Source organism: Bacillus sp. 01N45 (genome assembly GCF_056399205.1).
The window spans coordinates 199,114-213,770 of sequence record NZ_JBFTQW010000005.1; the positions used below are offsets into that span (position 1 = coordinate 199,114).

Annotated in this window: 12 protein-coding genes and 1 pseudogene; 3 read left to right on the forward strand and 10 right to left on the reverse strand. The window is 32.9% G+C overall.

Annotated elements, in window-relative coordinates:
- Nucleotides 1-24: 24 nt before the first annotated feature.
- On the reverse strand, nt 25-1,785 hold the full coding sequence (locus AC1DMU_RS13995) for an ABC transporter ATP-binding protein (RefSeq protein WP_088063067.1): 1,761 nt from the start codon (nt 1,783-1,785) through the stop codon (nt 25-27).
- Between the two features lie 240 nt (nt 1,786-2,025).
- On the opposite strand from AC1DMU_RS13995, the gene AC1DMU_RS14000 reads away from it, so the two are divergent.
- On the forward strand, nt 2,026-2,790 hold the full coding sequence (locus tag AC1DMU_RS14000) for an alpha/beta fold hydrolase (protein ID WP_088063066.1): 765 nt from the start codon (nt 2,026-2,028) through the stop codon (nt 2,788-2,790).
- Between the two features lie 98 nt (nt 2,791-2,888).
- Here AC1DMU_RS14000 and entFM read toward each other — a convergent pair whose 3' ends face one another.
- Nucleotides 2,889-4,169, reverse strand: coding sequence for an enterotoxin EntFM (entFM, locus tag AC1DMU_RS14005; protein WP_000755539.1), 1,281 nt, complete (start codon nt 4,167-4,169; stop codon nt 2,889-2,891).
- Nucleotides 4,170-4,868: 699 nt separating this feature from the next.
- Here entFM and AC1DMU_RS14010 point away from each other — a divergent pair.
- Entirely contained in the window at nt 4,869-5,039 is a 171-nt protein-coding gene (locus AC1DMU_RS14010) for a hypothetical protein (protein WP_048543210.1), read from the forward strand.
- A gap of 41 nt (nt 5,040-5,080) precedes the next feature.
- On the opposite strand, the gene AC1DMU_RS14015 is transcribed toward AC1DMU_RS14010, so the two are convergent.
- Entirely contained in the window at nt 5,081-5,683 is a 603-nt protein-coding gene (locus tag AC1DMU_RS14015; RefSeq protein WP_170968397.1) for a nitroreductase family protein, read from the reverse strand.
- Nucleotides 5,684-5,928: 245 nt separating this feature from the next.
- Nucleotides 5,929-6,882, reverse strand: a complete 954-nt coding sequence (locus AC1DMU_RS14020; RefSeq protein WP_088063065.1) for a D-alanyl-D-alanine carboxypeptidase family protein — start codon at nt 6,880-6,882, stop codon at nt 5,929-5,931.
- A gap of 186 nt (nt 6,883-7,068) precedes the next feature.
- On the opposite strand from AC1DMU_RS14020, the pseudogene AC1DMU_RS14025 reads away from it, so the two are divergent.
- Nucleotides 7,069-8,061, forward strand: a pseudogene (locus AC1DMU_RS14025) (S66 family peptidase).
- 91 nt (nt 8,062-8,152) lie between these two features.
- Here the strand turns inward: AC1DMU_RS14025 and AC1DMU_RS14030 are convergent.
- The 6 genes from AC1DMU_RS14030 to AC1DMU_RS14055 all read right to left on the reverse strand — a co-directional run bounded on the left by AC1DMU_RS14030 (nt 8,153) and on the right by AC1DMU_RS14055 (nt 14,565).
- Nucleotides 8,153-8,599 (reverse strand): DUF6376 family protein, encoded by a 447-nt coding sequence (locus AC1DMU_RS14030; protein WP_087982909.1) that lies wholly within the window; start codon nt 8,597-8,599, stop codon nt 8,153-8,155.
- Nucleotides 8,600-8,689: 90 nt separating this feature from the next.
- Nucleotides 8,690-8,911: a hypothetical protein gene (locus AC1DMU_RS14035; protein ID WP_087982911.1), complete on the reverse strand. Its 222-nt coding sequence runs from the start codon at nt 8,909-8,911 to the stop codon at nt 8,690-8,692.
- A gap of 128 nt (nt 8,912-9,039) precedes the next feature.
- Entirely contained in the window at nt 9,040-9,606 is a 567-nt protein-coding gene (locus AC1DMU_RS14040) for an acyltransferase (RefSeq protein WP_088063064.1), read from the reverse strand.
- Entirely contained in the window at nt 9,599-10,729 is a 1,131-nt protein-coding gene (locus tag AC1DMU_RS14045) for an aminotransferase class I/II-fold pyridoxal phosphate-dependent enzyme (protein ID WP_088063063.1), read from the reverse strand. The genes AC1DMU_RS14040 and AC1DMU_RS14045 overlap by 8 nt, the downstream gene beginning before the upstream one ends.
- A gap of 19 nt (nt 10,730-10,748) precedes the next feature.
- A complete protein-coding gene (locus tag AC1DMU_RS14050) occupies nt 10,749-13,310 on the reverse strand; it encodes a glycosyltransferase (RefSeq protein WP_088063062.1) in 2,562 nt (853 codons plus the stop codon).
- Between the two features lie 106 nt (nt 13,311-13,416).
- Nucleotides 13,417-14,565, reverse strand: a complete 1,149-nt coding sequence (locus AC1DMU_RS14055; RefSeq protein ID WP_088063061.1) for a hypothetical protein — start codon at nt 14,563-14,565, stop codon at nt 13,417-13,419.
- Between the last annotated feature and the right edge of the window lie 92 nt (nt 14,566-14,657).

Genomic DNA, 14,657 nt, shown 5'->3' on the forward strand with positions numbered 1-14,657 from the left:
TAAAAACCCCACTGATGATTCATTTTATAATACGCCCTCTTTAATTTTCAATTGTTGCGTTGCAAATTCACGATACATATCATGTGTCTGTAATAATTCATCATGTGTACCGCTTCCTGTAAGATTCCCTTTTTCTATAAAGATAATTTTATCTGCATCCACAACAGTAGAAAGTCTATGTGCAATAACTAATGTTGTTCTGCCTTTCATTAAGTTATTTAACGCTTTCTGAACGACAGACTCTGATTTACTATCTAGACTGGAAGTTGCTTCATCTAACATAAGAATTTGTGGATTTCGAAGTAACGCTCGAGCAATTGCAATTCGCTGTCTTTGCCCTCCAGAAAGCTTCACACCACGCTCTCCAACTTCTGTTGCATATCCGTTTGGCAAATCATGAATAAATGCATCAACATATGCCATCGCTGCTACTTTTTCAATTTCTTCATCTGTTACTTCACCCTCAACACCGTAGCAAATATTATCACGAATTGTCCCATCAATTAACGGACTATCTTGTGAAACGTAACCAATTTGACGTCGCCATGATTGCAATGAATAACTCGTAATTGAGTCTTTTCCTAATTTAACGGCACCGCTAGTTGGCTCGTAAAAACGTTCTAATAGTGAGAATAACGTCGTTTTCCCGCTACCACTTGGTCCTACAATCGCTGTTACTTTTCCTGATTCAATTGTGAAATCAATATTCTTTAAAACTTTCTCTTCTTCGTTATACTCAAAATATACATTTTCAAGAACGATTGGCTGCTTAGCATTTGTGACTTTCACACCAGTTTCATGATCTTCTACTTCATATTCTAAAATTGTATTAATTCTTTCCGTTGCACCAATTGCCTTTTGGAATTGTGTAAAGAACATAGATAATTGACTCATCGGCATTATAATTTGAACTAAATATAAAATAAATGCTACTAGTTCTCCTGTTGTTAATGCACCGCTAGAAACTCGCATTCCACCATACCCTACGATAATAACAAGTAATGCCATTAAAACAAACGACATAACTGGTGAAATTAACGCTTGCACTTTTCCCTCTTTCAAGCCAAATTGTAATAGCTTTTCAATACCTTTATTTCCAGTTTCATATTCCTTTTTTTCTGTGTTCGAAGATTTCACTAAACGAATTTCTGATAATACTTGTGTTAATACACTAGTAAAAGAAGCCGTTTCATCTTGAAGTGCTTTTGAAATCTTATACATTTTTCGTCCAAGTGGAACTAAGATGAGTACTGATAACGGAATAACCGTTAAAAGTAAAAGTGTCATTTTCCAATCTAAAACAAATAGTACAATTAATGATCCAACAATTGAAATACCGCCTGTTAATAAATTTGACAAATGCTCAGAAATTAACGTTTTCACAACTCCTGTATCATTTGTCATACGGCTAATTGTATCGCCTGTTCTATTTTGATCATAATAAGTTACCGGTAAAATAAGCACCTTTTTCCACAAACGTTCTCTCAGTCCAGCTACAATCTTCTGTCCTATATAATTTAGTAAATATATAGACAATCCCGCGGCTATAGTTTGCATAATAAAGAATGCAATTAGCCCAACAATTTGTCCTGTACTAATTGACGAAAGTGAAAAATTATCTACTAAGCCCTTCGTTAACATCGGTATAAATAAACTTGCTCCAGTAGAAAGTAAACTCATTAATAACGCAAAAGCAAGAATCCCCTTTGGAGGATTTGTATCTTGAATAAGGCGTAAAAACTGCCTCCATCTCCCTTTTTTCTCCATCTCATTTCTAACTTCCATTTTTGTTCATCTCCTCGTGTTCAACCAAACTGTTCTTTCTAAAAGTAGAATACAATACAAATGTAAACTGAATGTAAACACACTTTTTCTGTTTTTACAAAATATACATACAAATGCATCTTTACAACAGATATAAACATCTGATATTATTACCTGGTACTTAATATTATTCTATGTGAATTATAGATAACTAATTTACAATACTGTATAAATCTCCCGTTATTGAAAGGAGTATCCTTTTTGCAAACAAATATACATTCCGAAAAGGAAACAATCATTTTTATTCATGGATTAGTCGGCAATCGTCGTGCCTTCAAAAAAGAGCATAAGCGATTTTCCGCCTCTTACAACATTATTACTTATGACTTATTAGGTCACGGCGACGATAAAGGAGAAGCTATCGAATTTTCATTACAGCGCCTCGTAGATCAACTATTGAAATTATATGAAAAAGAAGGTATTACAAAAGCTCATATTTGCGCTCTAAGTTATGGCTGTTATATCTCTACAATTTTTGCACAAATGCACCCAGAAAAAGTATTAAGCATTTGTCATATTGGTGGACATTATAATAATCCATCCCTTTTATATAACGTATTTCAAAAATTTTGGGAGAAGCGCGGAGACGAATACTCTAAATGGCTCTCTCAATATGCAAATACCATTTTTCCAAGTGGCATACTAAAGGCAAATCCGTTCGCAGTCATTTCAAGAAATATTTATTACCGTTTCGGATTGCAATTACATTCATCAATTATTTCCCAATCATTACGGCATCGTTTAGAATTCGATTTAAAATCTAAATTAAAATCACTTCCCCACCCTATATTATGGGTAATGGGTGAACATGATCATCTCTATAAATCTTGTCTTTTTGATTTAAAGTCCGTTCTTCCTAACGTTTTATATAAAGAAATACCGTTAGCAGGACATGCAGCAAACTTATTTCGTCCCAACTACTTTCATGACCTATACGCTCGATTTTTAAATGGGAAGTTACAGTAAAAACTACTACATTCCCAATTTACTCAACTATAAAAAGGCTTCCCAAGTTTCCCTGGAAAGCCTTTTCTCTATACGAAAAGTATATAAACTACTTTTTCTTAGTATGCTTTTGTGTAACCTAACATGTGCTTGCTCCAGTAAGAGTTACTTACAGAACTAATACGTACACCAGTTGCATCAGTTTCTGCACTAATGAACTGACCGTTTCCTAAGTAAACACCCATGTGAGAAGGACCTGATTTATAAGTATTTTGGAAGTATACTAAATCACCTGGTTGTGGATTGCTAGTTTTTGTTTTAGAGCTCCAGTATCCAGCGACTGTTTGACGAGCGCCTTTATGACCAGTTTGATTTAATACGTAGTGAATGAATCCACTGCAGTCAAAACCAGCAGGTGTTGTACCAGCAGTTCTGTATGGTGAACCATTTAATGATCTAGCGAATCCAGCGATTGAAGATGTATCTCCACCTGTTGTTGGTTTTTGTACGTCTTTACCTGGTTGTTGAACGTTATTTGTAACGTTATTGTTATTTGTAACGTTGTTTACTCCGCCTTTTACAAACTTAACGAAGTCTGCACTTACGTAACCTGTACGGCCGTTATGGTTAATTTTGTACCAACCATTTTCAGCGCCAGTAACGTTTAATACTTTACCTTGTGTTACGCCACCGATTACAGCGTTGTATGTAGCTGGGCCTGTACGTACTTTTAAAGCACCAGTGTTAACAACATAAGAACCACCAGTTTGAACTGTAGTAGTATTGTTGTTTGTAGTTGGTTGTTTTGTTTCGTTAGATACAGCAGAACCACCTTTTGTTACGAAGTCTTTGCTTACGTATCCAGTTCCACCATTGAAGTTGATTTTAAACCAATCTTGTACTTCTCCAACAACTTGTACTGTTTTACCTTTATTTACAGAGCCTAATACTGTATGAGATGTACTTGGGCCTGTACGTACGTTTAGTGAAGAAACGTTTACTGTGTAAGTACCAGTTCCTTGTTGAACAGTAGTTCCTGTTTTACCACCAGTCGTTACGAAGTCACCACTTACATAACCAGTTTGACCGTTTACAGTTACTTTGAACCAACCGTTTTCTTGTCCAATTACTTGTAGTACTTGACCTGATTTCACTTTAGAAATAACGTTATGTCCTGTACCAGCACCTGAACGTACATTTAATACATCAGCTGTTACCGTGTATTTTAATTCAGAAGTTGTTTCTACCTTTTTTGTTTCAGTTACAGTCGTTTGAGTTTGAGTTTGTCCATTAATTTCTTTTAGCGCCTCATTTGAAACTTGTGCCTGAGCAGAATCCATACCTGGAACTGCAACACCCACTACAGAAGCTGCTGCTAAACCTGCAATTACTTTTTTCATAAGTTGTCTTTACTTCCTTTCCCTACTATCCTCTTAAAAAAACTTATAAACTTAATACATTACAATATTATCAAAGTAAAATATTCATTAAGTTCCATTTTTTAACAAGAGTTTTATTTTTCACACAGAGTTCATTTTAAATGAATGAAGTGAATTCCGTGTGAACTTCATGTGAACTTTACCATTAAACTTATTGTTTTTGCAATGCTTTTTTCAATTCTCTTATGTATTTCATTGAAAATTCGACATTTCATTCATTATCTTAATATACATTTTCTATCCACTTTGAAAAACTCTATTCATCGAATCCAATGCAAAGAATGTATTTTCTAGTAAAGTCCCTTACATAAAGCATACTCTTATCATGACAAAAAATGCTTTTTTAATCAATAGTATAATATTTTCAGAAAACTTTTTTTGATACTATCTATCACTTATAAAAGATTTGACGATTTGTAAGATTTAACTTCAAAAATTCTGTTCTAATTTGGCGAAAACACACACACCACTTCCTATTTTTCACTAACTATGGAATTTATAGGATATTTATATTATCATATATATAGTGGTATTTTAACCAATACAAATTTTATTTACCCTACACTGAAACCTATGGAACTTTTACAGGGCGGTACATTGAATTTTGAGATGGAAGTCTTATTGCCCGCAAATAATGGGATTAAAAAAGGAGGTATATTTATGAAAAACATAATAGATGATCCTATAAATAAAAATATAGAATTGTACTCTGCTTTTTTTCAATTCGTTTCAATTATTACCTTACAAAAAATATCAACTATTGAAACACGTAAAAACGAATTAAAAGATCAGATGAAAAATTCCTATCAAAAAAATCCTTATTACTTATAAAAGGTGAACAGGTTGTATCCCTGTTCACCTTTTATCTCGCATTATTTATAAATTTTCACACGATTTTCTAAAGGTTGGTATTCTTTTTCACCTGCAGGTACCACCGGTTTACCAAACGGCATTTGCGCAGTAAGTTTCCAGCTTTCTGGAACTTCCCATTCTTTTCTCACTTCTTCATCAATTAATGGATTGTAATGCTGCAATGTAGCACCAAATCCTTCAATTTCTAAAGCTGTCCAAATTGCAAATTGTAACATTCCTGAGGATTGCTGTGACCACGTTGGGAAATTCTCTTTGTATAATGCAAAGTTTTCTTGCAGTTCTTCCACTACTTGACTGTCTTCAAAGTATAAAACCGTTCCATAACCACTTTTAAATGCATTCATTTTTTCTTCAGTAGATGCAAAGTTATTTTCAGGTACAATTTTTCGTAACGTTTCTTTCGTAATATCCCATAACTTATCATGTTGTTCTCCTAGCAAGACGACAACGCGGGCGCTCTGAGAGTTAAAAGCTGAAGGTGTATGTTTTACAGCATGATAAATCACTTCTTGAATTTTTTCATCAGAAACTACTTGCTCTTTACTAATCGCGTAAATAGATCTTCTGTCTTCAATTGCTGTGTAAAAATCTTTTGCCATCATAATTCCCTCCAATTTTCATTTGAGGCTTTTTCATATGTATACATCATGTTCCGCCTCTTAAAACTTATCATTAATAAGCTTCTAACTTTATACTATCAACAAACAATAATAAACTCAAATAATAACACTCACATTTTTTACCTTTTTACTTCCTAATACTAACAATAAAAAGGCAATTTATTGTTACCGATAATAAGTAACAACAAATTGCCTTGCTTATATGATGATCCAACTCAGTATTTCACTTAATTAACTAAGCCAAAAGCATAAGACATTAGCTTGTTCGTCTCTGTAAAACGCTGCGTTTTACCTTTCGTTCCCATTACAACAGTAATAATACGAGTATCACCTTGTTTTGCTGTACCCGTAAAACAATACCCCGCGCTATCTGTAAATCCTGTTTTTAATCCGTCTATTCCTTCTATATATAAAGCTTTATTATTTTTGTTTAACATATCATTTGTACTTATAACATTAATATTATTAAATGCTAACTGACTTTGACGTAAGTGAGTCACTTCTAATATTTCTGGATAGTCTTTTATTAGATGATACGCCAAGTTTGCTACATCAGCAGCCGTCATCTTCGTCTCACTTCCATCAGGTTCTTGTAGTCCTGATGCATTTGCGAATTTAGCATAATCCGACATTTTTAACTCCTTCGCTTTTGCATTCATAAGCTGAACGAAATCTTTCTCCGTCTTAGCCATATGTTCTGCTAAAGCTACAGCCGAATTATTTGCCGATTCAATCATTAATGCATGGTACAAATCTTTAACAGTCAATGTGTCATTCACTTGGACTGGGATTCTCGCACCCTCTGTTTGTGCCGCTTTCATACTCATTTTCACCGGATCTTCCCAGCGAACTTTCCCATTATGTACATTTTCTAATAGAAGATACGCTGTCATCATCTTAGACATGCTTGCTGGCGCAAAAGCTTCTTTTTCATTATGTTGATAAATAACTTCTCCATTATTCGCATCAATAATCATAGCTGCTTTTGCATCAATTTTCGGTGGTATGTACTTTGGTGGCACTACTTTTTCAGCTAATCCTGTTTTAGGTAGTTCTGCCACCTGTAAAGGTTGTCCCTCTATATTTGTTGCACTCTTTTGAGTTCCTTGGAATAAGAACCAACATATCCCTAAAATAATGACTACTAGGATCGTCAGCCTTCCCCATTTTAACCGCTTCATTTCAAAACTCCTTTAGCAAACCTTTTATACACTCACGTTTAACCATAACAATAATTACTTTATATCGTCAAGGTAAAAAGCATATTTATTCATCTAATACATTTATGTTACACTAATAATACCGAAATATAAGAATATTCAATGGTAATATTAGAAACTCATAATTCAATAGAAAGGATTCTTACGATGCTACTTCCAAAACCATTAAAATACGGAGACACAATCGGCATTTATTCGCCCTCTTCACCAGCAACCTACACTTCTCCTAAAAGATTTGAACGAGCGAAATCTTATTTACAACAGAAAGGGTTTCACATATTAGAAGGTTCACTAACAGGTCGATATGATTATTATCGCTCCGGCAGTATACAAGAGCGTGCCGAGGAACTGAATGCTTTAATAAGGAATCCTAATGTATCTTGTATTATGTCAACAATTGGCGGTATGAATTCCAATTCCTTATTACCTTATATTGATTATGATGCTTTTCAAAATAACCCTAAAATAATGATTGGCTATTCAGATGCAACAGCTTTATTGCTAGGGATTTATGCCAAAACAGGAATCCCTACATTTTACGGTCCGGCACTCGTCCCCTCCTTTGGAGAATTTGAGCCTTTTGTAGATTATACATACAATTAAACATTACTACATGATCAATCGCTTCCTTACAACATAAAACAGCCTTTATTTTGGTCAGATGAATTTATTAATTGGGAAGTGAAAACGAAAGAAAAAGAACTTAAACCAAATAATTGGATTTCCGTAACAAATGGACAAGCTACTGGACGTATTATTGGAGGGAACTTAAATACAATAGAAGGAATTTGGGGTAGTCCTTATATGCCATGTATTCAAAATGGGGATATTTTATTTATTGAGGATAGTTCAAAAGATGCAGCTACTATTGAAAGAAGCTTTTCATTACTTAAAGTTAACGGCGTATTTGATAAAGTTTCAGGTATTATTCTTGGAAAACATGAGCAGTTTGATGATTGTGGTACAAATCGCAAACCTTATGAAATATTATTAGAAGTACTGCAAAATCAAAGAATTCCTTTATTAGCTGACTTTGATTGTTGTCATACCCATCCGATGATCACTATGCCGATAGGTGCTCAAGTGAACATGGATGCAACTAATAAAACAATACATATTTTAGAACAATGGAAGATATAAAAAAACACTTATATTATAGGAAGAAAATATTATAAACTTTTCCATTAGAAAACATAAAAAAGCTCCGTTCATCACAAACGGAGCTTTTTTATTATTGTCCTAAATTTTGAACCTTCTCTTTCAAATCACGAACTTGATCAATCGTCTGCATAAGCTCAGAGTTTTTAAATTGCTCTACATCCACTTTTCCTTCTTCTATCTTCGTCATTGCCGTATCAATTAATGTATTTAACTTTTCGTTATATCCGACGATTTGCTGATGAAGATCCTTTGCTACATCAGGTGGTGTTAATTCATTGAAAGCGGGTATATCTTGTTTAATTTCACTAAGCTTCGTTTCTAACTCTTTTCGAGCTTCGCTATCATTAACAGCCTTTTCAGCTAATGCTGGTGCATCATTTGCAAATGCACTTATTTCATTTACATAGTCTGTCGCTTTTTGAGCATAATCTATGGAGTTCTTTCCTTGCTCTACTAGTGAACATCCCATTAAACCAATTGAAACTATACATACTAATAAAATTGATTTGATTTTCATTTTAGACTCCCTTCGCCTTTATAATTGTCTGCAATTTTCTCTATGCATAACTTCTAGCTAAATTACTTATAACCTTTTTCAAATAGCTATTTACCCTCTTACATGCCCTATTATCGTTACAGCATCTATTTCTATATTTACGCTAATAATATCTTCAATTATATCCATATATCCTTGTCCTATAGCTGTTCCATAGTGTAATGTAAGCCCCTTCTTTTCATACACTGACTTTGGCACCGAAAAAATAAACCTCCTCAAGTTACTTTCATCAGCTGGTTCCATAATTAAAACAATCCCATCCTCATCAAACATATATGCTCGCCCTCCAACTTTACATTCACTATGGCTCAGTATTGCCTTTGTCAGCTAAATTTAAAACATAATAAGTTAAGATACAACTTTGCTGTATCTTAAAAATAAAAAACATTAATTCTTTTTTGTTAAGAATTAATGCTTTTTAAAAAATCATTTTCTGACTCTAGCATCTTTTTTTGACGAGGTTTTATTTTTCTTACGGGAACTCCAGCATAAATATACCAATCATCTAAACTCTCTTTTACCATACTCATCGCACCAACTGCTGTGCCTTCTCCTACAGTTACATTTGGAAAAATAATAGAATCAGCACCAATAATCGTATGCTTTTTTAAAATAACTTTTCCTGTTTTCACATTCCTATATTGATTCGGGACAGTTGGCCCCATTAATGTATTTCCACTGAAATCATCTAGTACTGCATATACGATTGTTTTAGCTGAGATATTTGCAAAGTCATACATTTCAATCCCAACTTCCCCTCCATATAACGCTGTATACGCTGATATATGCGAATAACTTCCAATTGTGATTTTACCACTTAAAATACAAAAATCATCAATTCTTACATTATTACCAACTGATATAACACCTGGATTATATATACTTGCTTTTTTACTAATCAATACATTTTCCCCAACAGATAAAAATCCAATTTTCTTTAGCTCTTCTTGACTATAAAAACTATTCATCTGCCGACACCACCTTCTGCCCTAAACAGATTACAATTTGTTCTACTATTTCTTTCGTCATTCCTTCCCATAAAGGTAAACTTACTATTCGTTTGGCTATTTTATTCGTTTCTATTAAATCTGTAGACTTATAAGTTCTAAAAAGAACTTGTTGGTGGCATGATGGTGAAAAGTATAATCTAGCTTCTATTTTCTGTTTTTTCAGTTCTTCTATTACTTGTATGTTGTGAACTTCTTCCGGACAAAGAATAGGCATAAATTGTTGAATAACTGCTTCTGTCTTTTGGAGTTTCCATCCTTTTTTCATTAATCCATTACTTTGTAACAATTGTTTATACCATTCAGAAATACGGGTGCGTTCTTTTAATTTTTGATTCCATTTTTTCATAGTCGCAATCCCAACAGCTGCCGCATATTCAGACATTTTACAATTAAACCCCATCATCGTACATTCACGATTTTTATCAAATCCGAAATTACCCATTCTTTTAATACGTTGTATATCTTCTTCCTTTTTACTATATATGAGCCCTCCTTCACCAATTCCGAACGGCTTTGTTGCATGAAAGCTATATACGATCATACCACTAAAATCCTGACCGTAATGCATACTCCCATTCATTAACCCAAATCCCGGTGCCGCATCTACGACAACCGGAATACCCTTTTTCTCTAATTCTTCATATTTTTCTAAGTCCATCCATGATCCAAAAGTTGCGTACGGAACAACAATCGCAACCTCTTCTTTTAATTCTTCAATCTTATCCCAAAGTACTGTTTTATCCATATACCAATCATCTATTGAAATATCAATAAAATAAGGTTCCAATCCACACCAAATAGCCGCTAATGGAGTCGCAGGGAATGTAAAACTAGGCATGAGGGCATATTTTCCTTTTCTTCTTTTCTTAAGTTGAATAGCGGCCATTAACCCTAATGTTGCGTTTGCCACCGTTGTAACAGCGCCCCTGTTCTGAAAAAATTCCGACATAATTGTTTCTTCAAAACGTTGATTTATAGGTCCATAATTCGTATATATGTGAGATGTATCTATTTCCTTCAATTCGTCCAAATACTCAATTACAGGTACAGTTGAAGCACGCAAAAAAGGAATATTCTCCATATCTATCTATTCCTTCCTATCATTTTCGGACAATATAGAGCGTATCTGTTTCAGATAATCCAAATTTCCTAGCACTTTTCATTCCTTTTCTTTCAGCTACGTTATATAATTCCACCTTAAACCCTGCATTCATTAATCGTTGAATGAATCCCGATTGATTATAAATTCTCACATGATCTTCTTGACCAAAAGCTAATTTTCTCAATTGTGGTGTTACAATTAATTTATTTTCTATAATAGAATCTACATTCATTACGATTGGTACTTGAATAATTCCCCATCCATTTGGCTTTAATACTCTATATAACTCTCGCATTGCTTTGTCATCGTCAAGAACGTGTTCTAATACATGGCTACATAAAATTACATCAAAAGTATTACTATCATATGTAATGCTTGTAACGTCAATTTCCTTCATTAATGGATCCTTTGGTTCTATATCCCCACATACATACGTAATATTTTTATACTCGTTAAACCAATCTCTTAACTTCTCTTCAGGTGCAATATGAAGCATAGTGTATTCTCTACTTAACAAGTCCGTTTCCATTTCAATGTACGCACGATACAACCTTTCACGATCCATTGAACTACAAACTGGGCATATCCCTGTATCTTTATTCCACATCTCAAATTTATATTTCGGAAAATCATAATGTGCTGGCCAAGGTGAAAATTTTTCAAATTGCTGATTGCAATATTGACAATAACAAGATTCTTTCTCAAACATATGAGCGACTAGCTTGTTTAACCCTTTTTTTATCTTTTCATTATAAATTTGATCTAGTTCCCCATTTCTTACCGCATCCTTAACTATAAATCCCGCATTTTCTAAACAATAAGATAAACTCTCTTTATAATCTCTCTCAGAACTTAAAAATCCACTATTATATGCATCTATAATTAATTCAATCCACTCTTCAATTGTCATTAAAATAAAATGTATTTGTTTTTGATTTTGTCCACTATGTTGTCTAAAATAACTAAGAGGTTCTTGTATATAAACTACTTTTCCTTTCCTCATCATATCTAGCCAAGTTGCAATGTCATTAATAGAAGAATAAGCCTTTCCTTTAAAATACCCAAACTTCCCTTCAAACAAATCTCGATTAAACAGAACAGTTGTCGGCTCACCAACTATATTTTTTAAATTTTTTAATATGTAATTTCCTAATTCTTTTCCTTCAAAAAGTGTAGTTTCTTTCGCAATTTTCATATTCAATGTTGAGGGTGGTAATATCTCTCCATTCTCATCAATCAGTTCACGATATGACGTCACAAATGAAATATTTTCTAACGTCAAAAAGTATTTCATCATTCTCTCGATCTTTTCATGATGAAATAAGTCATCATCTAATAAAAAGTTTATATAATCCCCGTTCGCAAGTTCTATACACTTATTAAAGTTTTCAGCAACTAACGGAGTTTCATTTTTAGCATATGTAATACACTCATATTCACGTAAATACGGTTGAATCATAGCATTAACTTCATTATTTGTACTGTCGTCAGAAATAATAATTTCAATATTTTCATATGTTTGATTCAGTGCGCTATTGAGCGCTAATTCCAAGTAATAAGGTCTATTGTACGCGGGAATAAGTATACTTACTTTTGGTAAAGGAGAATTATTATTTATATGTTGTTTTTTCTTTTCTATGTTTATTTTCTTTCTCCTAATTTTTTGATAATAGTCTAATGTATACAATATCGATGATGGAACTATCCTTCTTGCATATTCTAGAAAATTAGTTATCGCTTTGTCTAATTCTTTTTCGTCGGATAAGAAACCATATTTTTTTCCTGCTATAATACTATGTGAAAAATCTTCTAACCCATCCATCATTTTATTAGATTCATTTAACTGTTGATCTGGATGTAATCGAAAGTAACTAAGTGTCTCTGCTATATATACTGCTTTTCCTTTACTTAATAAAGATAACCATGAAGCTATATCTACGTTACATAGATACCGCCTCTTATCAAAAATCCCATACGGTTCTTCTAAATCATTTTTACGAAATAAAACTGTTGTCGGTTCTCCAATATAATTTTTTTGATCCACAATTACCCTATTTGCTAATTCTATTCCCTCTATAATCGTATCCTCTTCAAATAAACGGACAGTTGAATAAATATGTCGTAGTTCTTTCCCTTTATCATCAATTACTTGGCGATGAGATGTTACAAGCTTAATTTCATTATCTAGATCATTCAAAAAATACTTCATCATTTTTTCAATTTTATTCACGTGAAATATATCATCATCCATTAAAAAATTTACATACTCACCGTTCGTTTCATTAAATAACATTAGCGCATTTTCAAATTGTCCGAGAGTTGACCTGTTTTTTATATAAATAATATTTGAATGATTACATAAGTATTTTTGTAACACCTTTTCTGTTTCGTCATTCGTACTATCATCTCCAACTATAATTTCTATATTAGGATACGTTTGTTCTAACACACTACATAATGCCTTTTCAAAGTAGCGAGGTCGATTATACGTAGGAATTAACACACTTACCAACGGAAGTTGATCTACCACCTCTACAGTTCTTTCAATACGAGTTCTCATTTTACTCTCTCACCTCTTCGCATATTATTTGTATACGCGATGCAAAAATCACATTACTTTAACTGTATGGAGCCTATATACTTTTATGCAAATATGAATCGAAATATCATACTTTTCGTTCCTGAATAAACATATTTAATAACGCGGACATTTTATTTGCACCTTTTTTATTCATATGATCACTATCATAAAAATCTTCATCACAAAATAATGGTGAATCAAATAGATCTATGATTTGAAAAGAATATTGTGCTTGAAAATCATTTATAACTTTATAAAAATCTTCTTTTAATTTCTTACTACTACAATTGAAATAATGTGAAGTAACAGGGAAGACAACAATTAGTGGCTTTATATCATTTTTTAACAGTAATTCTAAATATGTTTTAAAAATCGTTTTATTTTCAACTAAAGTATGAGGATACGACAATTTAGCATGTGAAGCTGCTCTCATTTTCCCATGTTCTTCAAAAGGAATATGAAGGGGAGTGGTATTCCATTCAGCATTTATCCAAGGTAGTATCAATGATTCATCTTTTAGTTCGTCTAATAAAATATATTCAAAATGCAAAGTAAAAATAGAAAAAAGTGGTTTCGGACTATCTAGATGTGAGAATCCATCAGTGGGTAAAGGAGAATGAACTACAGTATGATGACCGTCTTGAAACAATGGATAATATACTTTGTGAATTCTATATGCTTCAGATGATAACGACATGTCAAAGTAAAAAGAGAAATAGGCTATTCCTATCAAACAATATTGAAATGAATGATCGTTTGATAGAAGTTGTGACGCTATTAAATAATCATAGTATAGATCTTGCGATGGAAGTGTTAATTTTATTGACTTTTTTGAGAGGAGCTCCGTACTTATGCCACAATGCGGATAAGACAAACCGGTAGAAAACAATTCATATGTGGGATCACTCTTTACTTTTTTCATAGACATGTATAAAAACATAAGATCCGGATTTATTTGATATATAGAAATTAATTTATTCCTCCATTCATACATGTATTTTGTTAAATTAATAATTTTTTTACTTTGCACGCCCTTGTTTATCAATTCATTTGTAAGTTTTTCTGCGTCCACTCTCCAAATGACTATATATTGAAAAGAATTTTCTATACGAACAATAGTTGAAACGTCTACAACATGAACTATTGTTTTACATTTATTTTTGTCTAATGCATTTTGAATCCTTCCCCCTGATACTTCATCACTTAAAACAATAATTTTATACTGCTCCTTCATGTATATCCCCCTCCATTATATGTATAATATGAAATTCATTTTTCATTCATAATGATCATATACATCTGCAATCCAACATTAAAAAAGAATAG

Coding starts and splice junctions, on each gene's coding strand:
- AC1DMU_RS13995 (WP_088063067.1), bottom strand. CDS start 1,785: ATGGAAGTTAGAAATGAGATGGAGAAAAAAGGGAGATGGAGGCAGTTT.
- entFM (WP_000755539.1), bottom strand. CDS start 4,169: ATGAAAAAAGTAATTGCAGGTTTAGCAGCAGCTTCTGTAGTGGGTGTT.
- AC1DMU_RS14055 (WP_088063061.1), bottom strand. CDS start 14,565: ATGAAGGAGCAGTATAAAATTATTGTTTTAAGTGATGAAGTATCAGGG.
- AC1DMU_RS14050 (WP_088063062.1), bottom strand. CDS start 13,310: ATGAGAACTCGTATTGAAAGAACTGTAGAGGTGGTAGATCAACTTCCG.
- AC1DMU_RS14020 (WP_088063065.1), bottom strand. CDS start 6,882: ATGAAGCGGTTAAAATGGGGAAGGCTGACGATCCTAGTAGTCATTATT.
- AC1DMU_RS14040 (WP_088063064.1), bottom strand. CDS start 9,606: ATGAATAGTTTTTATAGTCAAGAAGAGCTAAAGAAAATTGGATTTTTA.
- AC1DMU_RS14045 (WP_088063063.1), bottom strand. CDS start 10,729: ATGGAGAATATTCCTTTTTTGCGTGCTTCAACTGTACCTGTAATTGAG.
- AC1DMU_RS14010 (WP_048543210.1), top strand. CDS start 4,869: ATGAAAAACATAATAGATGATCCTATAAATAAAAATATAGAATTGTAC.
- AC1DMU_RS14030 (WP_087982909.1), bottom strand. CDS start 8,599: ATGAAAATCAAATCAATTTTATTAGTATGTATAGTTTCAATTGGTTTA.
- AC1DMU_RS14015 (WP_170968397.1), bottom strand. CDS start 5,683: ATGATGGCAAAAGATTTTTACACAGCAATTGAAGACAGAAGATCTATT.
- AC1DMU_RS14035 (WP_087982911.1), bottom strand. CDS start 8,911: ATGTTTGATGAGGATGGGATTGTTTTAATTATGGAACCAGCTGATGAA.